The organism is Uliginosibacterium paludis, from assembly GCF_039631355.1.
Taxonomy (GTDB): Bacteria; Pseudomonadota; Gammaproteobacteria; order Burkholderiales; family Rhodocyclaceae; genus Uliginosibacterium; species Uliginosibacterium paludis.
On the sequence record NZ_JBDIVF010000007.1, the window covers coordinates 25,571 to 46,058 of the forward strand.

Annotated in this window: 16 protein-coding genes and 1 tRNA gene; 14 read left to right on the forward strand and 3 right to left on the reverse strand. The window is 63.0% G+C overall.

Going from position 1 to position 20,488, the window contains the following annotated elements; genetic code table 11:
• Nucleotides 1–24: 24 nt before the first annotated feature.
• The 12 genes from metG to ABDB87_RS15465 all read left to right on the forward strand — a co-directional run bounded on the left by metG (nucleotide 25) and on the right by ABDB87_RS15465 (nucleotide 16,168).
• Nucleotides 25–2,103 carry a methionine--tRNA ligase gene (metG, locus tag ABDB87_RS15410; protein WP_345928662.1) on the forward strand — a complete coding sequence of 693 codons (2,079 nt, stop codon included), beginning with the start codon at nucleotides 25–27 and terminating at the stop codon, nucleotides 2,101–2,103.
• Nucleotides 2,103–2,363 (forward strand): hypothetical protein, encoded by a 261-nt coding sequence (locus tag ABDB87_RS15415; RefSeq protein WP_345928664.1) that lies wholly within the window; start codon nucleotides 2,103–2,105, stop codon nucleotides 2,361–2,363. The genes metG and ABDB87_RS15415 overlap by 1 nt, the downstream gene beginning before the upstream one ends.
• A 123-nt stretch (nucleotides 2,364–2,486) precedes the next feature.
• Nucleotides 2,487–4,118 carry a SulP family inorganic anion transporter gene (locus ABDB87_RS15420; RefSeq protein ID WP_345928666.1) on the forward strand — a complete coding sequence of 544 codons (1,632 nt, stop codon included), beginning with the start codon at nucleotides 2,487–2,489 and terminating at the stop codon, nucleotides 4,116–4,118.
• Complete coding sequence (locus tag ABDB87_RS15425; RefSeq protein ID WP_345928668.1) at nucleotides 4,115–4,402, forward strand: acylphosphatase; 288 nt, start codon at nucleotides 4,115–4,117, stop codon at nucleotides 4,400–4,402. Before ABDB87_RS15420 ends, ABDB87_RS15425 begins: the two co-directional genes overlap by 4 nt.
• A 162-nt stretch (nucleotides 4,403–4,564) precedes the next feature.
• Nucleotides 4,565–6,178 (forward strand): methyl-accepting chemotaxis protein, encoded by a 1,614-nt coding sequence (locus ABDB87_RS15430; RefSeq protein WP_345928670.1) that lies wholly within the window; start codon nucleotides 4,565–4,567, stop codon nucleotides 6,176–6,178.
• A gap of 60 nt (nucleotides 6,179–6,238) precedes the next feature.
• Nucleotides 6,239–6,313, forward strand: a tRNA-Arg gene (locus ABDB87_RS15435).
• A gap of 127 nt (nucleotides 6,314–6,440) precedes the next feature.
• Nucleotides 6,441–8,351: an ATP-binding cassette domain-containing protein gene (locus ABDB87_RS15440; RefSeq protein ID WP_345928672.1), complete on the forward strand. Its 1,911-nt coding sequence runs from the start codon at nucleotides 6,441–6,443 to the stop codon at nucleotides 8,349–8,351.
• 458 nt (nucleotides 8,352–8,809) lie between these two features.
• On the forward strand, nucleotides 8,810–10,315 hold the full coding sequence (locus tag ABDB87_RS15445; protein ID WP_345928674.1) for a pectate lyase family protein: 1,506 nt from the start codon (nucleotides 8,810–8,812) through the stop codon (nucleotides 10,313–10,315).
• Between the two features lie 127 nt (nucleotides 10,316–10,442).
• Nucleotides 10,443–11,876 (forward strand): pectate lyase family protein, encoded by a 1,434-nt coding sequence (locus ABDB87_RS15450; protein ID WP_345928676.1) that lies wholly within the window; start codon nucleotides 10,443–10,445, stop codon nucleotides 11,874–11,876.
• A gap of 88 nt (nucleotides 11,877–11,964) precedes the next feature.
• A complete protein-coding gene (locus tag ABDB87_RS15455; protein WP_345928678.1) occupies nucleotides 11,965–13,620 on the forward strand; it encodes a methyl-accepting chemotaxis protein in 1,656 nt (551 codons plus the stop codon).
• A gap of 122 nt (nucleotides 13,621–13,742) precedes the next feature.
• Nucleotides 13,743–15,095 (forward strand): GTPase HflX, encoded by a 1,353-nt coding sequence (gene hflX / locus ABDB87_RS15460; RefSeq protein ID WP_345928680.1) that lies wholly within the window; start codon nucleotides 13,743–13,745, stop codon nucleotides 15,093–15,095.
• 146 nt (nucleotides 15,096–15,241) lie between these two features.
• A complete protein-coding gene (locus ABDB87_RS15465; protein WP_345928682.1) occupies nucleotides 15,242–16,168 on the forward strand; it encodes a restriction endonuclease in 927 nt (308 codons plus the stop codon).
• 33 nt (nucleotides 16,169–16,201) lie between these two features.
• On the opposite strand, the gene ABDB87_RS15470 is transcribed toward ABDB87_RS15465, so the two are convergent.
• Complete coding sequence (locus tag ABDB87_RS15470; RefSeq protein ID WP_345928684.1) at nucleotides 16,202–16,519, reverse strand: hypothetical protein; 318 nt, start codon at nucleotides 16,517–16,519, stop codon at nucleotides 16,202–16,204.
• A gap of 483 nt (nucleotides 16,520–17,002) precedes the next feature.
• Nucleotides 17,003–17,131 carry a hypothetical protein gene (locus ABDB87_RS15475; protein ID WP_345928686.1) on the reverse strand — a complete coding sequence of 43 codons (129 nt, stop codon included), beginning with the start codon at nucleotides 17,129–17,131 and terminating at the stop codon, nucleotides 17,003–17,005.
• Nucleotides 17,132–17,332: 201 nt separating this feature from the next.
• Between ABDB87_RS15475 and ABDB87_RS15480 the strand changes: the two genes are divergently transcribed.
• Together ABDB87_RS15480 and ABDB87_RS15485 are read left to right on the forward strand one after the other, a co-directional pair.
• Nucleotides 17,333–18,571: a DUF2252 domain-containing protein gene (locus ABDB87_RS15480; protein ID WP_345928688.1), complete on the forward strand. Its 1,239-nt coding sequence runs from the start codon at nucleotides 17,333–17,335 to the stop codon at nucleotides 18,569–18,571.
• 32 nt (nucleotides 18,572–18,603) lie between these two features.
• Nucleotides 18,604–19,413, forward strand: coding sequence for an AraC family transcriptional regulator (locus ABDB87_RS15485; RefSeq protein WP_345928690.1), 810 nt, complete (start codon nucleotides 18,604–18,606; stop codon nucleotides 19,411–19,413).
• Here the strand turns inward: ABDB87_RS15485 and ABDB87_RS15490 are convergent.
• Nucleotides 19,407–20,462: a threonine aldolase family protein gene (locus ABDB87_RS15490; protein ID WP_345928692.1), complete on the reverse strand. Its 1,056-nt coding sequence runs from the start codon at nucleotides 20,460–20,462 to the stop codon at nucleotides 19,407–19,409. The two genes, ABDB87_RS15485 and ABDB87_RS15490, sit on opposite strands and share 7 nt — an antisense overlap.
• Nucleotides 20,463–20,488: the final 26 nt, after the last annotated feature.

Here is a 20,488-nt window from a genome sequence, read left to right on the forward strand (position 1 = left end):
TCCAACGCCCCGGGTGTTTCCGCAATGACCGCATCGAAGCGCAAGCTATTCGTCACCACCGCATTACCGTATGCCAACGGCTCTTTCCACATCGGCCACATCATGGAGTACATCCAAGCCGACATCTGGGTCCGTCTGCAGCGAATGCGCGGGCACGAAGTGCATTTCGTGTGTGCGGACGACGCGCACGGCGCGCCGATCATGCTCAAGGCAGAGGGCGAGGGCATCACGCCGCAACAGTTGGTGGCGCGGATCGCTGCCGAGCGGCCGCAATACCTCAACGGCTTCCACATCAGTTTCGACAACTGGCACTCGACCGACTCCGAAGAAAACACGCGTCTGTCGCAGGACATCTATCGCCGCCTGCGTGACGCCGGTTTCATCGATCGCCGCGTCATCGAACAGTTCTTCGATCCGGTCAAGTCGATGTTCCTGCCCGACCGCTATATCAAGGGCGAATGCCCCAAGTGCGGTGCGAAAGACCAGAACGGCGACAACTGCGAGGTCTGCGGTGCGGTGTATGCGCCGACCGAGCTTAAGAACCCTGTCTCCGCGCTGACCGGCGCCACGCCGGTGATCCGCGAGTCGGAGCATTTCTTCTTCCGTCTCTCTGACCCACGCTGTGTCGAGTTCCTGAAAGGGTGGACGCAGGACGGCCGACTGCAACCGCAGATTGCCAACAAGGCGCAGGAATGGCTCTCCACCGAAGGCGGGCTGGCCGACTGGGACATCTCGCGGGACGAGCCCTATTTCGGCATTCCGATCCCCGACGCACCGGGCAAGTATTTCTACGTCTGGCTCGACGCGCCGGTGGGCTATCTGGCGAGCCTTGCCAACTACTTCGGCAAGACGGGGGGCGACTTCGAAGCCTTCCTGGCTGATCCGGAAACGCGTCAGGTTCACTTCATCGGCAAGGACATCGTCTATTTCCATTGCCTTTTCTGGCCGGCGATGCTGCATTTTGCGGGCAAGCCCTACAAGATGCCGGACAACGTCTATGTGCACGGCTTCATTACCGTGTCGGGCGAGAAGATGAGCAAGTCGCGCGGCACCGGTATCAGCCCGCTGCGCTATCTTGACATCGGCATGAATCCCGAGTGGATGCGCTACTACATCGCGGCCAAGCTCAATGCCAACGTCGAGGATCTTGATTTCAATCCGGATGATTTCATCGCCCGGATCAACTCCGATCTGGTCGGCAAGTATGTGAACATCGCCAGCCGCTGTGCAGGCTTCATCACCAAGCGCTTCGATGGCCGCCTCACTGTCGACCTGCCTGCCGAGGGCGCGAGCCTGCTGGCGGATCTGCGCGCCGCACGTGCGCTGGTGGGCCAGTATCTGGATGATCGCGAATTCTCCAAGGCCATCCGCGAAATCATGGCGCTTGCTGATCGCACCAACGAATATGTAAACGCCCACGCACCCTGGGAGCTGGCGAAGAAGGAAGGCGCCGAGACCGAGCTGCACCAGGTCTGCAGCGTCGCACTGAACGCTTTCCGCATCCTGACCGGCATGCTCGCCCCGATCATGCCGGCAATTGCCGAGCGCGTCGCTGCCTTCCTGAACTGCAGCTTCGCGGCCTGGGAAGACGACAGCCCGCTGGTGTCGATCAACACTTACGAACACCTGATGACCCGCGTGGATGCCAAGATCATGGACAAGCTCTTCGATCAGCCCGAAGCCGCGGCCGCCGCACCTGCCAAGGCAGAAGAGAAGAAGCCTTCGGTGGCTCCTGTGGCTGCGCCGGCTGCGGAAGCGGAGACCGCTCACATCAGCATCGACGACTTCGGCAAGGTGGATCTGCGCATCGCGAAAATCGTTTCGGCCGAGCATGTGGAAGGTGCCGCAAAGCTCCTGAAGCTCCAGCTCGATATCGGTGAGGATCGCCCGCGTCAGGTTTTCGCCGGCATCAAGAGCGCCTACGATCCGGCCACGCTGGTGGGCCGGCTGACGGTGATGGTCGCCAACCTCGCGCCGCGCAAGATGAAGTTCGGCATGAGTGAAGGCATGGTGCTGGCTGCGTCCGACGACTCGGGCGAAGTGCCGGGGCTCTTCATCCTGTCGCCCGATTCGGGAGCCCGGCCGGGAATGCGGGTGAAGTGATGAGTCCCTCCCGCCGCAAACTGTCACTCACCCCACGCACGGCCCTGTGGCTGCTGCTGGACGTGGCAGGCATGCTGGGCTTTGCGGCGGGTCTCATGCGTCTGGTGCAGGGCACATCGCTCTTCGGAAGCTGGCCGGCAGATGCGCTGCAGGCAGGCGCAATGATCGCGGGCGGCGCGATCCTGATGCTGTTTGCCGCGGCGCAGTTGCTGCGCGCCACGCTGGAACAGGGGGCGGACGAACGATCGTCCGGCCGTTAAGGCGAGACAAGGGGCCGGACGATGCCACTGACACGCACCCGCCGCTGGATCGTGTCGCATCACCTGCGTTTTCGGGATCTCAGGATTTGAAGCTTTCAATCGTCCAATTCCTGGAGATCCCAAGTGTTCCTGTTTCGCCCGAAGTTGATTGAAGCGCTCGCCGGTTACTCGAGGGCGCGTTTCATTCCCGATCTTTCCGCTGGTCTTACGGTTGGCGTGCTGGCGCTGCCCTTGTCTATGGCCTTTGCCATCGCCAGTGGCGTGTCGCCCGGTGCCGGCATCTGGACGGCCATCGTTGCGGGTTTCCTGGTCTCGATTCTGGGCGGCTCGCGCGTGCAGATCGGCGGGCCGACCGGCGCCTTCATACCCATTCTCTACGGCATCGTGGCTGCGTACGGCGTGCACAACATGCTGGCGGCCACCTTTCTCGCCGGCCTGATTCTGCTGGTGATGGGCATCACGCGGCTGGGCAATCTGATCCGTTTCATTCCGGTTTCCGTCGTGATCGGCTTTACCAACGGCATCGGCGTGGTGCTGGCGCTCTCGCAGATCAAGGATTTTTTCGGTCTTGAAGGCGGGGCCTTGCCGGCGGAGTTCTTTGCCCGCATGCGCATGCTGGCTGAACTCGCGCCAACAGCCAGCCTGTCTGCCACCGCGCTCGCACTGGGCACCCTGTGCCTGATTTTCCTCTGGATGAATCAGTCAAGCCGACTGGGCGTGCTGGCCCATGTGCCGGCGCAGCTGGCGGGCCTGCTGCTGGGCACGCTTGCGAGCGCCTTGCTGGACTTGCCGGTTGAAACCATCGGCAGTCGCTTCAACGGGATTCCCCAGGGCTTGCCGTCGATGAGCTTCCCCTTGCCCGATCTGTCCTCGATTCGCGGACTGCTGGCGCCAGCGATCACGATCGCGCTTCTGGGCGCGATTGAATCGCTGCTGTCTGCCCGCGTCGTCGATCCTCAGATCGACGACCGGCATGACCCCAATCAGGAGCTCATGGCGCAGGGCATCGCCAACATGGCTTCGCCCTTCTTCGGTGGCATCGCCGCGACCGGCGCGATCGCCCGCACTTCCACCAACGTACGAGCGGGAGGGCGAACCCCGGTGGCCGGGATCATCCATTCCGCAACCTTGCTGGCCATCGTGCTGGTGGCCGCACCCCTGGCGGCCTGGGTGCCGATTCCGGTGCTTGCGGCGATCGTCGTCGTGACGGCCATCCGCATGGGGGAATGGCACGAGTTCGCGCGACTCCGGCATTTCTCCTGGAACTACCGCATCATCCTGCTGGCCACCTTCCTGCTGACGGTTCTTTTCGACCTGACGATCGCTGTGGAAATCGGGATGGTGCTGGCGAGCCTGTTCTTCATCTATCGCATGCAGGACCTCACCACGGCAGAACCCTCCGCCATTCACCCACGCCATGGACTGAATGCTTTCGACCTGCGCGGTTCGCTGTTTTTCGGTGCGGTTTCAAAGCTTGATGCGCTGATTGATGTGGCGGACCCGGGCGTGCAGGTGCTCATTCTTGATCTGCAGGACCTGATCAATATCGACACCTCGGGCGTGGATTGGCTCGAAGGCGTCCACCGGGCGCTGGCGCGTCGGGACGCCCAGCTGGTGGTGTGTGGCGCGAGCCGCCAGCCACGCTCCATCCTGCAGCGCTCAGGCTTTGTCGGGGCGCTCGGCGTGGCCAACTTCTGCGACGACATGGAGGCCGCTCTCCTGCGCGCGCGAACCCTCCTGAACGAGTGCGAATGAAGACCGACACCAGCGAGGCGAGGCTGATCCGCGTGCGGGGCAGGGTGCAGGGCGTCGGATTCCGCTGGAGCCTGGCGGAGCAGGCCGTGCGCTGTGGTCTGCAGGGCTGGGTGCGCAATTGCGGCGATGGCACGGTCGAAGCTCTCGTCTGGGGAGGCGCCGAGGCCGTCGCCGCGCTGCTGTTCTGGGCCAGCCTGGGGCCGCCTGCCGCGCGGGTGGATGAATTGAGCGTGGAACGGGTGGATGAGCGACCTCCTGGCTTCCAGCGTCTGCCGGATGCATGACGGCGGAATGATGCAAACCCCGGCAGGCTGCGGGTCTGCCGCCTTTCCCTTTTCTGAATAGGGGTTTCCCGTAAGGGGCCTTCCCTCAAGCACATGGGATGAGCGCCGTTACTCCGCAAGGGCCGGTGAAAAGCCGGCATTGCAAAAATCCGGGAGTTAACAATGAGCATCTCACGCAAGATCCTCCTGCTCGTATTGCTTGCGCTGGCTACGTGCGCAGCAATCGTCGGGGTAGCGATCACGGGCCTCAATCGTGTCAAGACCGGGGTAGACGACATCACCTCGACGACCTTGCCTGCTGTCATGGCTGCCGGCGACGTGCGCGCCCGCTATCTGACGCTTCACGGCGCGGCCTATGACCGCGTCTCGGCCTCCGATCCCGAAGCTGCCAAAGTCGTTGAAGCCCGCATGGATGAGCTCAGCAAGGGGATCGTCGAGCAGATCAATTTCTACTCCGAGAAAACCACTGATCCCGATGAGAAGGCGGTTCTGGACGAGGCAAAGCTGGGCATTGCGGCCTATTCGGCCAAGATGAACCAGGTGCGGAACCTGGCGCGCATGGGCGAGCAGCAGATGGCGCTTGGCGTCATGCTGACCCAAGTGGGGCCGGTTCACAAGCAGCTCTCAGATGCCTTCGACAAGCTCCTGAAAATCAAGGCTGACCAGGCCGATGCGGTCGCACGCAGCGCGGGATCGTCATTTGCCGCTACGATCAGTGCCACCATCGGTGCCGCCGTTCTGGGGCTGGCCGTCATTGGCGTGCTGGGGTTTGTGCTGGGGCGTTCCATCGTTCGTCCCCTGGCTGCGATGCAGGGCGCGATTTCGCGCACCGCGCAGGAACTCGATTTCCGTACCGACATCCCGGTCCGCAGTCGCGACGAGATCGGTCGCACGCTGTCTGCCTACAACTCCTTGCTGGCCCGTTTGCGCAGCAGCTTCGGAGAAATCCAGACTGCAACCGGCAGGATGCTGGAGGTGGCGCGTGCCGCGGAGTCGAGCGCGCATCGCATTGCCGAGAACTCCCGGCAGCAGAGCGATGCCTCGTCCGGCATGGCCGCGGCGGTGGAAGAGTTGACCGTCAGCATCGCACTGGTGGCGAACCAGGCCAACGAAGCCAGCAGCCATACCGCGGAGTCGCGTGACAAGGCCGAACGGGGCACCGAGGTCATCCTGGCGACCGTCGGCGGCATCCAGAATATCGCCCGCACCGTGGAGCTGGCTTCCTCCCGCATCGGCGCCTTGCGCAACGACAGCGAAAGCATTTCCTCGGCAGCCAACATCATCAAGGAAATCGCCGATCAGACCAATCTGCTCGCGCTCAATGCCGCCATCGAGGCCGCACGTGCCGGCGAACAGGGCAGGGGCTTTGCCGTGGTTGCGGATGAAGTCCGCAAGCTCGCGGAGCGCACGGCGAACTCGACTCAGGAAATCACCACACTGCTGGCGCGCATGCAGGACAGTGCCCGTCTTGCGGTCGATACGATGGGTGAAGCCGTGCGCGAAGTCGCGAATGGCGTGGATCACGCACGCCAGGCGGGCGAGTCCATCCAGGCCATCAAATCCGGGTCCGGCATGGTCGTGGATGTAGTCGAGGATATCTCGGAGGCCGTGAGGGAGCAGAGCGCTGCAAGTACCACCATCGCCCAGCAGATCGAGCAGATCGCCCAGATGACCGAGCGCAACTCGGCAGCCGCCACCGACTCCGCCGAGGCCGTCCATCAGATGTCGGACATGAGCAGGGACATCGCCCGCGCGCTGGAGGCCTACAAGGTCTGAGTTTGTGGCCGGCGGGGGCGGCAAGGTGTGCCGGATGTTGTATCATTGCGCGCCTCGCTTGGCCCTATAGTTGAATGGATACAACAGCCCCCTCCTAAGGGGCAGGTACAGGTTCGATTCCTGTTGGGGCTGCCAGGCGACATGGATGAGCGCGCGTTCCTTGGAACTGCGCGCTTTTTTGTATCCCGCGCGGATGCTTCGCTCAATGAGCCGCGGGGCGGCCGCGTTACAATCCGCCCCTTCCCTTGCTTCGCCGTCTGCCATGCCTCTGCTTACCCTTGAAAACGCCTGTCTCGCCTTTGGCGATGTGGCTTTGCTCGACCATTCGGAGCTGGTGCTTGAGCCGGGCGAAAAGCTGGCGCTGATCGGCCGCAATGGTGCGGGCAAGTCGAGCTTGCTGCGGGCGCTGGCGGGATCCGCCCGGCTGGATGACGGCACGGTCTGGCGTCAGCCGGGGCTGAAGCTCGCCTATGTCGCTCAGGAGCCGGATTTTGAGCTGGACCGGGATGTGTTCTCTACCGTCGCGGAAGGCGTGGGCGACGCGGCCCGCCTGATCGCCGACTATCATGCGGCCACCCATGCGCTGGCGCAGGGTGATGAGTCCGTGCTTGCGCGCATGGCCGAACTTCAGCATGAACTCGAGGCTAGCGGCGGCTGGAGCCTGCACCACAAGGTGGAGCAGGTCATTGATCGCCTCAAGCTTGAAGGAGCGGCTTGGGTGTCGAGCCTGTCGGGCGGCGGGATCAAGCGGGTGGCGCTGGCTCGTGCGCTGGCGGGTGAGCCCGATCTGCTCCTGCTTGACGAGCCGACGAACCATCTGGATGTGGCCGCCATCGGCTGGCTGGAAGAGCTGATCCGGGGCTTTCGCGGCAGTGTGGTCGTGATCACGCACGACCGGGCGTTCATGGACAACGTTGCGACCCGCATCATCGAGCTCGACCGCGGTCGGCTCGGGAGCTTTCCCGGTTCTTTTTCGGAGTATCAGCGCCGCAAAGCCGAGATGCTGGAGATGGAGGCGAAGTCGAACGCGGAGTTCGACAAGTTCCTGGCACAGGAGGAGGTCTGGATCCGCAAGGGTGTGGAGGCGCGCCGGACCCGTAACGAAGGCCGGGTACGGCGTCTGGAGGCTTTGCGCAACGAACGTGCGGCACGGCGCGAGCGGGTCGGGCAGGTCAATCTGCAGCTCGATCGCGGCGACAAGAGCGGTCAGCTGATTGCAGAGCTTGCGGACGTCCACATCGCATTTGGCGAGAAAATCGTCATCCGCGGTTTTTCGGCCCGCATCATGCGAGGCGACCGGATTGGCCTGCTCGGGCCGAACGGGGCCGGCAAAACCACGCTGCTCAAGCTCATTCTCGGCGAGCTGGAGCCGGACTCCGGCAGCGTGCGCCGCGGCACCAAGCAGCAGATCGCCTATTTCGACCAGTTTCGCGAAGCACTGGACCCGGAGGCGCCCCTGACCGACGTGATCAGCCCCGGTTCCGACTATGTCGAGATCGGCGGTGCGCGCAAGCATGTCATCGGCTATCTGGAGGACTTCCTGTTTTCGCCTCAGCGCGCACGCAGCCCGGTCAAATCCCTCTCCGGTGGAGAGCGTAACCGCCTCTTGCTTGCGCGGCTTTTCGCCCGCCCTGCCAATATCCTGGTGCTGGATGAGCCGACCAATGATCTGGATGTGGAAACCCTGGAGCTGCTCGAGGAGTTGCTGCAGTCCTACAGCGGCACTGTCTTTCTGGTGAGCCACGACCGGACCTTTCTGGACAACGTGGTGACACAGACCATCGCCGCCGAAGGGGAAGGCATCTGGCGCGAATATGCAGGCGGCTACTATGACTGGCTGAGGGTCGTGAGCGCCGAGCGTGAAGCGGCTGAAAAGGCCGCGGCTGACCGGGCCGCGGGCAGCAAGCCGGCAGAGGCTGAACGCAAACCCGCCGCTAACCGGACGGCCAAGCTGAGTTTCAATGAGAAGCGCGAGCTTGAGGCGCTGCCTGGCAGAATTTCCGCACTCGAGGCCGAGCAAGCCGGCCTGCAGCAGCAACTGGCGGATCCCGACATCTATCGTTCCCGGGGGGCTGAAGTACCAGCCATGAATGCCCGCCTGGCTGAAATCGACGACACCCTGCTGGAGTTGCTTGAGCGCTGGGAAGTGCTCGAATCCAAAGCAGGTCATTGACTTTGCAGCGCCGGGAACCCCCGGCTGCCATGCTTTCATGCAACCGGCAGGCAACCGCAGAGCGTCTTCGCCGTCCCTGCGGTTGCCTGCTGGCATGACTTGCCGGCCGGGCATCGTGACGCTGGGACAATTCGCTACGGCTTTGTAAAGAACAGTAAAGCGACGCCTCTGTTCAGCCCGGCCCGCACGGTCGCTGTGCCAGCATCTGACTCAGTGCTTCTACGGATAGGGTTTTCATTGTTCGGCCCTCTCCGATGTCGCGATCGCCCGTCACTTTGACTAGAAAGCTTGTTTCCAGGCTTGTTTTTTTGTACTGGCAGAGCCGGGGCATTGGGCGTATGTTTCCGGTCTAATGGTTGCAAGTTCAGCCAACCGCGTCGAAATAAGCAACATCTTTCGAAGCTCAGAATTGGGCGCTTGCAGCCGGAGCCATTTGTTTCGTCAATTCGGAGGAGAAGATGAAAAAGAGCGTTCTGGCGATGTCCCTTGCCATGATCGGAATTCTTGGTGGATGCATCACCGTCGAAGGTGGCATGTCAGGCGAAGGCTCTGACGCTGCTGTAGCCGATATCGGTCGTCAGGCCATGCCGGCGAACTATGGCTGGGCTGCAGCCAGCGGCCCGGTGACGGGAGGCAGCGCCGCCACTCCGGAAAATGACTTCACCGTGAGCACCCGCAAGGAGCTGTTTGACGCGGTGGCGAAGGCTGGGAAACTGCCCAAGATCATCCGTATCAAGGGAACCATCAATCTTTCGACCGACGATTCGGGACGTGAGCTGACCGAGAAGGACTACGCGGTTGCACCTTACAACTTCAATGAGTACATGAAGACGTATGCGCCCGCCGTCTGGAACACCAAGCTCGAATCGAACGGCCGGCCGAACCGCAAACTGACCGGGCCGCAGGAAGAGGCGCGTGACGCGTCCGTCAAGAAGCAGCGCGACCAGATCACGCTCAAGCTGCCTTCCAACACCACTCTGGTCGGTCTCGGCAGCGACGCCAAGATCGTCAAGGGCAATGTGTGGATCGGGCCGGAGTCTGAGAACGTCATCATCCGCAATATCGCCTTCGAGGATGCATTCGATTATTTCCCGGCCTGGGATCCGGCTGACAGCTTCAAGATCGACAAGAGCTACCCCGGTTGTCAGGACAACTACGTGGATGCCAACACCGGACCGCAGAAGTGCCCCGGCGGTCGCTGGAACTCCGAGTACGACAGTATTTCGGTCAACGGCGGCAAGCGCGTCTGGATCGATCATTGCAGCTTCAATGACGGCGATCGGCCGGACCACCTTTTCCCCGCGCCCTACCCCTTCCCGCACAACGAAGTAACGCAGAAGCTGCAGCATCATGACGGCATGGTCGACATTACCAATGCGGCGGATTTCGTGACGATCTCCTACAGCGTGTTCAAGGATCACGACAAGGCTTTCCTCATCGGCGGCAGCGACAGCTCCAAGATCGATCCGGGCAAGCTTAATGTAACCCTGCACAGCAACTACTTCGAGAATGTCGGTCAGCGCGCGCCGCGTGTCCGCTTCGGCAAGGTGCACGTCTACAACAACTACTTCGTTGCAGATGCGACTGGCCTGGGTGTTGGCAACACGGCAATCGAAAAACACCGCTATGAACTCGAGCACAAACCGAAAACCGCCAACATCGCCCGCGGGCTGGTCGGCGTGGGCAAGGACTCGGCCATCTACTCCGAAGCCAACGTGTTCGAGATCAAGAATGGCGGCGCCGACATTGCCGTCTCGACTTATGGCGGCGCCAAGGTCTTCTTCGATCAGGGGTCGGTGCTCAACGGCAAGGCCGTTGATCTGCTGGCAGAAACCAACGCTGCCGGTGGTACGCCGCTCAAGGCCGATGTGGGCTGGAAGCCGACCCTTTACGGCAAGCAGGTTCTGCCTGCCGCCGAGGTGCCGGCTTACGTGAAAGCCAATGCCGGCCCGGGCAAGCTCTGATTGCCTGAACCGGTCTGATGTGTCAGAAAAACCGGCAGTCCTGTGGCTGCCGGTTTTTTATTGTCTGTTCGTGTTCATGCCTTTACAAGGGGAGTTGCGGTCCATGCGGGTGAGCTTGCTGATTCCAATGACATTCATCCTTGCCGCGTGCGCCGGAGCGCCTGTCCTGCCGGATTTGCCAGGTCTGGAGCGCCAGGTGCTCGCCGCAGGCGATGGCTGGGGCGGTATCGACGGGCAGGTCACGGGGGGCGCGCGTGCCACGCCTGAAAACATCCGGGTGGTGAGCAACCGGAAGCAACTGGTTGATGCTCTCAAGGCTGCCGGCAGCGCGTCGAAGATCCTCCGCATCCAGGGCACGATCAATCTTTCGACCGACGATTCCGGGCGCGAGCTCGGCTATGCCGACTATGTGGATCCGGCGTATGACTTTGAGGCCTACAAGAAGATGGTGGATCCGAACGTCTGGAACCGCCAGCCGCTCGTGGGCGGCAAACCGCCGAAAGTGGCCGGTCCGCTCGAGGAGGCAAGGCTGCGCTCCTGGAATCGCCAGAAGCGTCAGGTGCAGATTCTGGTGCCCTCCAACACCACGCTCATCGGCATCGGCAAGGATGCCCGGATCATTCGCGGCAGCCTTTACCTGGATCGCGGCGTCAGCAACGTCATCATCCGCAATATCGCCTTCGAGGACGCCTACGACCACTTTCCCGGCTGGAACCCGGCGGACTCTTACCGTCTCGATCGCACCCAGCCGGTCATTGATGATTTCGGCGTGAATCAATCCGTCTCCGGCTGTCAGCCTGTCTTTGTGGATGAACTCAATGGTCCGCATCGCTGCAATGGTGGCCGCTGGAACGCGGAGTTCGACCTGGTTTCGCTCAAGGGCGCCACGCGGGTCTGGATCGACCATTGCTCGTTTTCAGACGGGCAAAGCCTCGCCAAGACCATTCCCAACGTCTTCGCAAAGCCTTATCACCAGCCCGAGCAGAAGGTCACGCCGCATGACGGGCTGCTCGACATCACCAACGGTTCGGATTACGTGACAGTCTCGAATAGCCATTTCTTCAACCACGACAAGGCCATGCTCGTGGGCGGCAGCGACAATTCACCCACCGACGAGGGCAAGTTGCGGGTGACCTGGCGACACAATCTCTTCGAGGGCCTCCGGCAGCGGCAGCAGCTTGTTCGCTATGGCGAAGTCCATAGCTATAACAACCTTTACATCGGCGACAAGGCCGATCCGCAGTACCCGTTTGCATATGCTTTCGGGCTGGGCAAGTCCGCGCGCATCGTGTCGGAAAACAATGTTTTTCTCGTCAAGGGGCTCGCCGAGCCGGCAGGCCTGGTGAGCTATTTCGTGGCCGGCGCGGGCCTGCATGACACCGGTACATGGCTCAATGGCAAGCCAGTCGGTATTGCGGCGCAGTTCAATGCCGCCGGACCGAAAAATCCCATCGAATCCTTCAACTGGCGGCCCGTGCCGCGGCCCGATCTGCTGCCGACGGAGGCGGTCGAGGCTTTCGTGCGTGCGCAGGCGGGACCCGGGAAGGGCGTGTTTCGCTGAGCGGCGGCCTCTGACAATGCGCTGACGTACGGAAGTCGGGCCTTTTTCCGGTCAAGCCGGCGGGCGGTACTGCCGTAGAGGATATGGCATGCCTCTTGAACCGCAGCACAGACAGAAAGCACTCGCCATGAAGCTCTCCAGACGTCTCAGCCTGCTCGTCGCGAGCACCGTCATCGGATTGGTCTTGTTTGGAGGGATCGGTCTCCAGGCCATCCGCAGCACCATGGTGGCCGAGCGCGAAACGCAGGCTCGTACGCTGCTGGCGCTTTCCAAGGGCGTGCTTGAGTACTTTCACGAGCTGGAAACCAGCGGAAAGATGACGACCCAGGAGGCGCAGGCCCGCGCGGGAGAAGCCTTGTCGGGTCTGAAATCCGGCAACGATTACGTGTTTGCGCGTACGCCTGAAAACGTCCTGGTCGCGCACGCCAAGAAAGAGCGGCTCGGAAAGGTGGATGTCGGCTCCAAGGTGCCGGACGGTCGTACGACCGTCGAAGTCTATCGGGACGCGCTGGCAAAGGCCGATCCGGCTTTCGTGACGATCTACACCACCCGTCCCGGCGCTGACAAGGATGCGCCGCAGATTCCCAAGCTCAACGGGGTCAGCCGCTTCGCGCCCTGGGGCTGGACGGTGGGTACGGGATTCTTCACCGACGACATTGACGCAGCCTTCCGTCGTTATGCGATTACGCTGGTGCTCGCGGGCATGGCGATCGTGGCCGTCACCGCAGGTCTGGCGGTCACGATGGCGCGCGGCATTTTCCGGCAGCTGGGCGGGGAGCCCGGCGTCGTGACCGAAGCGGCCAACCGGATAGCCACCGGGGATCTCGGCGAGCATCTGCCTGCTGCGCCGGCCGGTAGCCTGGTCGATGCGCTGGCCCGCATGCAGGGCAATCTCCAGAAGATGATGGGGCGCATCAAGCACAGCGCAACGGAACTCAATCAGGCGGCAAACGGTATCGCCGAGCGCATGGGCGAGATCCGGAATGCCTCCAGTCAGTCTGCTGGCGCTACGGCGGCTACGGCAGCGGCGATCGAAGAGATGACCGTGAGCGTCGGCCAGATTGCCGACAACGCACGCGAAACCGAAGCCAATTCCAGCCGCTCGGCGGAGCTCGCAGCAGGCGGTGAGCAGCAGGTGTCGGCCGCCGCAGATGCCATCAAGGCGGTATCACAGACGGTTGAGCAGGCCGCGGGCCGGATCGAAGGTCTGGTCGATCGCACCCGTCAGATCGGCGGGGTGGCACGAACGATTCAGGAAATTGCCGAGCAGACCAATCTGCTGGCGCTCAATGCCGCCATCGAAGCGGCGCGCGCAGGCGAGCAGGGCCGAGGTTTTGCGGTGGTGGCCGATGAAGTGCGCAAGCTCGCGGAGCGCACCACCAAGGCGACGGCTGAAATCGCGACCACCATCGCCGCCGTTCAGGCAGATACCGATTCGGTGGTGACCAGCATGCAAACCGTTTTACCCTTGGTCGAGCGCGGCGTCGCGCTTTCAAACGAGGCGGCAGAAGCCCTGCGCAGCATCAACGGCGAAACCAGTGAAACCCTGGTCAAGATCCGCGATGTGGCGCACGCCACGGCAGAGCAGACGGCAGCGAGCAACAGCATCGCCACCAACGTTGAGCGGATCGCCCGCATGGTCGAGGATTCTGATTCGGCTGTCGAAAGTGCCAGCGCTACTGCACATGCGCTGGCCGGTCTGGCGGGCGAGCTCAACGAGGCGGCAGCAAGCTTCCGCGTCTAGCCTGAAGGAGGCGTCAGGCACACACGCCCGGCGTTTCCCTGTTTCCATTGCACGAATCGGGCTCGGTGTGCGGCGCAATGACGGGTACTATCCGTCCTCTTCCTGATCGACCGAAATCCTGAATGCCTTCCGAAGTCAAAGACAAAGTCCTGCGCGCCATCGTGGCCGCCGTCCAGCTGCCTTCCGTCAGCGACCTGGAATTCGAATCCTCGCTGGCCGAGCTGCGTGAGCTGGCCAGAACGCTTGGTTTCAAGGTCATCGGAACCTTCATCCAGAAGCGGCAGAGCTTCGACACGACAGGCTACCTGGGTGTCGGCAAGCGTCAGGAGCTGGCAAGCTATATCAACGGTCAGGCCGGCTTTGACGAATCCGACGGCAGCAGGCTCCCGCCTGTCGAGGATGCCGGCGAGATCGACCTGATTCTCGTCGATCACGAGATTTCACCTTCTCAGGCGCGCAATCTCGAGCTGGAGCTTGGGTGCGAGGTGATGGACCGCACGATGGTCATCCTCGAGATCTTTCATCGCAACGCGCGCAGTCGCGCTGCGAAGGCCCAGGTCGAGATTGCACGTCTGGGCTACATGGCGCCGCGCTTGCGCGAAGCAGCGAAACTCGCCGGTTCTCAGGGGCGCCAACGCAGCGGCGTGGGCGGACGTGGCTCGGGGGAGTCACATACCGAACTGGATCGTCGCAAGATCCGCGACCGCATTGCCGAGTTGCAACTCGAGATCCAGGCGATGGAAGCCGAGCGGCGTACGCAGCGCGCCCGCCGCCAGGAGCGCCAGGGGCTCGCCGGTGTGGCACTCGTGGGCTATACCAACGCGGGCAAGTCGACCCTGATGCGTGCGCTGACCGGCAGCGAAGTCCTGGTTGAAAACAAGCTCTTCGCTACGCTCGACACCACGGTCCGCGCCCTGCATCCGGAAAGCGTGCCGCGTGTGCTGGTCAGCGACACCGTGGGCTTCATCAAGAATCTGCCGCACGGGCTGGTGGCCTCGTTCAAGTCGACGCTTGATGAAGCGCTGGACGCGTCATTGCTGTTGCATGTGATCGATGCTTCCGATCCTGGTTTCGAGCGGCAGCGGGAAGTGACGGATACGGTGCTGGCCGAGATCGAAGCGAACGATATCCCGCGCCTGCGCGTGTTCAACAAGATCGACTTCGTGGGCGATGCGCAGGCCCAGGCGGAATGCCGGGCACGGCTCGAAACCGAATACCCGGGCTGCATCGTCATGAGTGCGCGCGATCCGGCTGATGTCGCACGCCTGCATGCAACCATCGTGGGCTTTTTCCAGCAGGATCTGGTCGAGGGAGAATTCTTCCTGCCCTGGTCAGCCCAGCAGGGCCGGGGCGAAATCTATGCCAGCTGTGCGGTGCTGGAGGAGCGGGCCGATGAAGAAGGTGCGCGGTTCCGGGTGCGTGGGGAAGCGCATGTGATCGAAACCCTCAGGGCGCGCTTTGCCGGACTCGTCTGAGCGAGTGTCCGCCGGATCAGGGATCTGACCGCTGAATCAGGGGCTGACTGGCATATCGGGCAGGATGTCACAAGCCGGTCTGATTCCTGCCCGGCGTGTTTTCCACATCGCCTAAAATCAGTGAAGAACATTCTTCAGGCGCGGGTATGGTCCGAATTGCGGGAAATCGCAGACACAGCGAGGGGCGCTTCACTGGCGTGCTGGTCGGTGCGTGCTCACTAAGCCTGTGTGCCGGCAGCGTCGCGCTGGCGCTGCGTTTTGGCGGGCAGCTGATGTCCGTGCCGGCACGCTACCCGCTCTGGCAGATGCTTCTGCCTGTGTTCAATCTGCTGTGGGCCGGGCTGGCCTTGTTCCTTGGTGGCATGGCCTTGCGCAAGATCCTGCGCCGCAATCGTGCAGGCATTCCGGCAATCCGGGAAGCGGATTCCGATCCTGCGTCGGAGCGTGCATTTGCGGCACGCCGTGCGCAGCAGGATGAGACAACCGGCTTCGACCCGTTGGCTGAACCTGCCGAGTGGAGTCTCGATCTGCTACACGAGCTCGACTGGAAGCGCTTCGAGGATCTCTGCGTGGCCTACTACCGTGCGCGGGATATCAATGCCTACAGCACGCCGATCGGTGCCGAAGGCGGTGTAGATATCCGGCTTTATCAGGACGAGTTCGATGCCGAGCGTTGCACGGCCATCGTGCTGTGCAAGGCATGGGGAGAGCGTTTTGTCGGCGTCGGCCCGATTCGCGAGCTGCGCGAACTCATGACGCGTGAGCGCATCGGCAAGGCCTTCTTCATGGCGCCCGGAAAGTTCTCGCATGAGGCCTGCGATTTCGCGGCCGAGAGCGGCATTACGCTGATTGATGGCACGCTCTTTCTGAGCATGCTCCGGCGTCTGCCTGCCGATGTGAGTGACAGGCTGCTGTACAACATCTGCCAGGGCGACTGGCGCACGCCGAGCTGTCCGGTCTGCGGCGTGAAAATGAAGTCTCGGCTCGGAGACCGGGGGCTGTTCTGGGCCTGTCCGAATTTTCCCGACTGCAGACAGATGCTGGGAATGCGTCCCTCCCGGATCGTGGCCTGAGCCCGTCCTGAAAAGCGCCGCAGCGGGGCTGATTCAGCCGAGCAGGCGGATCTTGCAGCGCTCCAGCCAGCTCAGCTGGTGCCACCAGCGCTCTCCCTCGATCCAGAACGCACGCCCTTTTTCCGAGAGGTGATAGCGGGGAACGCTGCGTGCATCGCTGACCTTCGCGAGCCAGCCATGCCGTTCGAGATAGGAGGCGAGCAGGGCTACCTGGGGCACGCCATCGAGGTAATGAGCGAAAGCGGACGGGCCGGCAATCAGCAGCGGATTGCCCGCGCCCAGCGAGCGGAAAATGCTCAGCAGCCAGAACCGGTGGGGGATGTTGGACGATGCGTCGGTCAGCGCGTTCATGATGTTGCACCGCAAAAAACTGTGTCGATTCGATTATAGGGGTTTGCCCTGATCGGATGACAAGGCAGTCACATTCGTTTGCAAACCGGAGTTTCGGCGGCAGCAATCGTGTTCTGGACGGTCTTTGCGGGCGTCTCACAGGATTTTTCGGGGTCGTCGGGCTCCGGCTCTCAAAAGAGGCGTTGGGGCATCAGCCAGGCGCTGCGTCAGGTCGGCATGGCTGATCGCGGCGCAGGGCCGTGATCTCCCGACATTTTTTCCGGGACGTCGGATCAGGGAAGGCTACTTGCTCCGGGGCGGCCTGGCGCGTGTGCCGCTCGCACTGAAGCGGACATGAAAAAGCCCGCCAGGAGCGCAAGCCTGACCGGCAAGGACACTTGCTCGAATGCCGCTTGTTGCGACAGTCGGCTGGACCGTGCCGGAAGGTGGGCCGCAGGTGACGGGCCGTGTTTCAGCCGGGCATCGTTGCCCGGTCTGACTGGGTCAGTGCTGGATGATGGGTGCCGGGGCTTCCGCGGCATGCTTTCTTGCATGCTTGATCGCCCGTTTTTCCTTGAGGTTGTGCTGTGCGGGTTTCTTGCTTTCCTTGGTCGTATGGCGTTCCTTGCTCATGCTGGCTTCTCCTGAACAGGGGCCGGACAGGCTCCGTACATCCAGTATAGGCGCTTGCCCGGAGCGCGCCCGGCCGGGCAGGGCAGGCTGCGGGCGGGTTTGATGTCGGACAGCTTGCCGGCGTGTCATATGCCTCGGGCAGGCTTATCCTTTGCAGACTGGCAGCGTTTGCGCCGGTCGGAGCGGAGAGGAAGAAGGGACATGTCCGATGTCGTGAAGGAGATTCTGGCGTTCAACGCCGGCCGCGATCCGGTGCGACTCGCCATCAAGTACGCACGGATGTGTGAAAGCCCGAGCGCCTTCATGCGTGGTTCGGCGCATCTGTACAACGCCTGGTTGCCGAAGGCCGGCATGCTGTTTGATGCGCCCCGGGTCTGGGCCTGTGGCGACCTCCATCTGGAGAACTTCGGCAGCTACAAGGCAGACAACCGGCTGGTGCATTTCGACATCAACGATTTCGACGATGCGCTGCTCGCGCCTGCCGGCATGGACCTGCTGCGCTTGCTGACCAGTGCGCTGGTCAGTGCCGAGGTGCTCGATATTGCAGCGGAGGATGCCGGCAAGCTGTGTCGCGAGGCCTTGAGCGGCTATGTTGCAGCCCTGACTGGCCGCAAGCCGCTTTGGGTCGAGCGCGAAACCGCGAAAGGCGTGGTGGCCGATTTGCTCGAGTCACTGCGCAGCCGCAGTCGCGAGGATTTTCTCGACAGCCGCACCGACCTCGCGGACGAGCATCGCAGCCTGCGGGTGGATGGCCGCAAGGCGCTGCCTGTCAGCAAGTCCGAGCGGAAGATGCTGGAGGCATGGATGGCGGACTTCGGCATCACACAGCCGGATCCGCATTTCTTCTCACTCATCGATGCTGCACGGCGCATCAGTGGCAATGGCAGTCTGGGCGTGACGCGCTACATCCTGCTGGTGCGCGGCAAGGGTGGCCCGGCGGGGAACTATCTGCTTGATCTCAAGGAAGCTCGCCCTTCGAGCCTGGCCCGGCAATGCGGTCTGCCTCAGCCGGCGTGGGCTGACGAAGCCGAGCGCGTGGTGAGGGTCCAGGCCTGCATGCAGGCCAACAGCATTGCCCTGCTGCACGCCGTGAAACTGGACGGGCGTGCGGCTGTTCTGCGGGAGCTGCAGCCTGCGCAGGACCGCGTCGACCTGCGGATTTGCCGGGGACGACCCGGCCGGCTGCGTGGTTTGCTGGAAACCGAGGCCTGCGTGCTCGGCTGGGCCCAGCTTCGGGCGAGCGGTCATTACGGATCGGCCTGCGCCGACGAGCTGGTGGCGTTTGCAGAGCGGAATGACTGGCAAGAGCCTCTGCTGGCTCTGGCTGCCGAAGCCACCCGGGAGATCCGCAGGAACTGGCAGGACTTCGCGAAAGCCTGCGCCGCCGGTGTCGTACCCATGCCCAGCGAGACCCTCGCCGGCCTGCAAGAAAATACATGACAGCCCATCGCGCCTGACGCAGGATCGATCCCATGACAGACAGGGTCCGCTACCACCGCTTTGCCGATGCGCCGGGTTTCGTGCTGGGCGACGCGCGCCTGGCTGGTCGGGCTTTCGGGCCGCATTACCATCTGGATTACCACATCGGGGTGCTTGATCACGGCGTGCAGGCGCAGCATTTCGGCGGGACGACGCATCTGCTGGCGCCGGGCGCCGTCTCCTTCATGCCGCCTGGTGAAGTGCATGATGGCGCAGGCAGTGATGAGGGCTTCCGCCTGCGCACCTTCCGCATCGCGCCCGACTTCCTGCTGCCGCTCTGCTCCGAGATCGCCGGTCGGGACGGAGTGCCCGCGCAATCCGGCGTCATCCTCGAGAATCCGCGCCTTGCGCGTCAGTTGCGATGTCTGCATGAAGCACTTGGCGGGCAACAGGAAACGGTGACCCTGGCCGCGCAATCGGGGCTCATCGAGGTGTTTGCCGGCTTGATGGAGGCCAGCGGAGAGCACCCCGGACCGGAGCCGGTGGCCGGCGCCCTGGGTGATGCGGAATGTCGCCGCGTTCATGACTATTGCATGAGCCGGCTTGCCGAACGCATTACGCTGGAGGATCTCGCGGTGCTCTGCGGCATGAGCCGCTTCCAGTTTCTGCGCCGCTTCAGCCGGCGCTTCGGGCTCACGCCGCACAACTGGCTGATCCGCCTGCGGCTCGAGCGCGCCTGCCATCTGCTGGCCAGAGGCGGTCGCACCGTGGCGGAGCTGGCGCAGGAGCTCGGTTTTTACGACCAGAGCCATTTCACCCGCTGCTTTCGTGCTGCCTTCGGTGTGGCACCGACCCGTTACTGAAGCAGCGCCTGCGCGCGGGCCAGCAGATGATCCACGTCCGCTTCAGTGGTGGCCCATGAAGTCACGAGCCTCACGACGCCCGGGCCCCAGCGGTCGTGGTAGAACACGAAGCCCTCGGCCAGCAGCCCCTCGATCAGGGCTTGCGGCAGGCGGCAGAAGAGGATGTTGGCCTCGGTGCGCCCCATGATCTCCACACCCGCCAGCGCCCGCAGGCCCGTGCCCAGGCGCCGGGCCATGGCGTTGGCCTGGCGGGCGTTGGCGAGCCAGAGATCGTGCTCGAGATAGGCGCTCATCTGCGCCGAGAGCAGACGCATCTTGGAGAAGAGGTGACCGCTGCGCTTGCGACGGAACGCGAGCTCGGTTTCGATGCTGCGGTCGAAACACACGATGGCTTCCGCTCCCAGCACGCCGTTCTTGGTCGCGCCGAACGAGAGCACGTCAACACCAGCCTTCCAGGTCATTTCGGCTGGCGTGCAGCCCAGCGAAACCAGCGCATTGGCAAAACGCGCGCCGTCCATATGCAGGCGAAGGGCATGTCGGCGGCAGATCTCGCCGATCTGCCCGATTTCGTCGAGTGAATGGACGCTGCCGGTCTCGGTTGCCTGCGTGATGCTGACGGCCGTGTTCTGACTGCTGTGCACGTCGCCCGCCTTCAGTCCGGCGACGGCATCGAGCGCGACCGGATCGATCTTCGCATCGGCGCCATCGACCAGTCGCAGCCGGGCGCCATGCATGAAGAATTCCGGCGCACCGCATTCGTCGTTGTTGATATGGCTGGCAGGGTGGCAGAGCACTGCGCCCCAGGGCGGCGTGATAGCCGCCAGACTCAGCGCATTGGCCGCCGTGCCGGTCGGCACGAGAAAGACGCCGACATCGCGCTCGAAAACCTCGCAGAGCCGCATCCGGACACGCGCGGTGAGTTCATCACCGCCATAGGGAATGGCAGCCCCGGCGTTGGCGGCAAGCAGCGCATCCATGACTGCAGGCGAAGCGCCTGCAATGTTGTCGCTCGAGAAAACCTTTTCCGGAGGGCGGGAGGTGTTGCTCATGAAACCGGGTCCTTGCGTGATCTGTC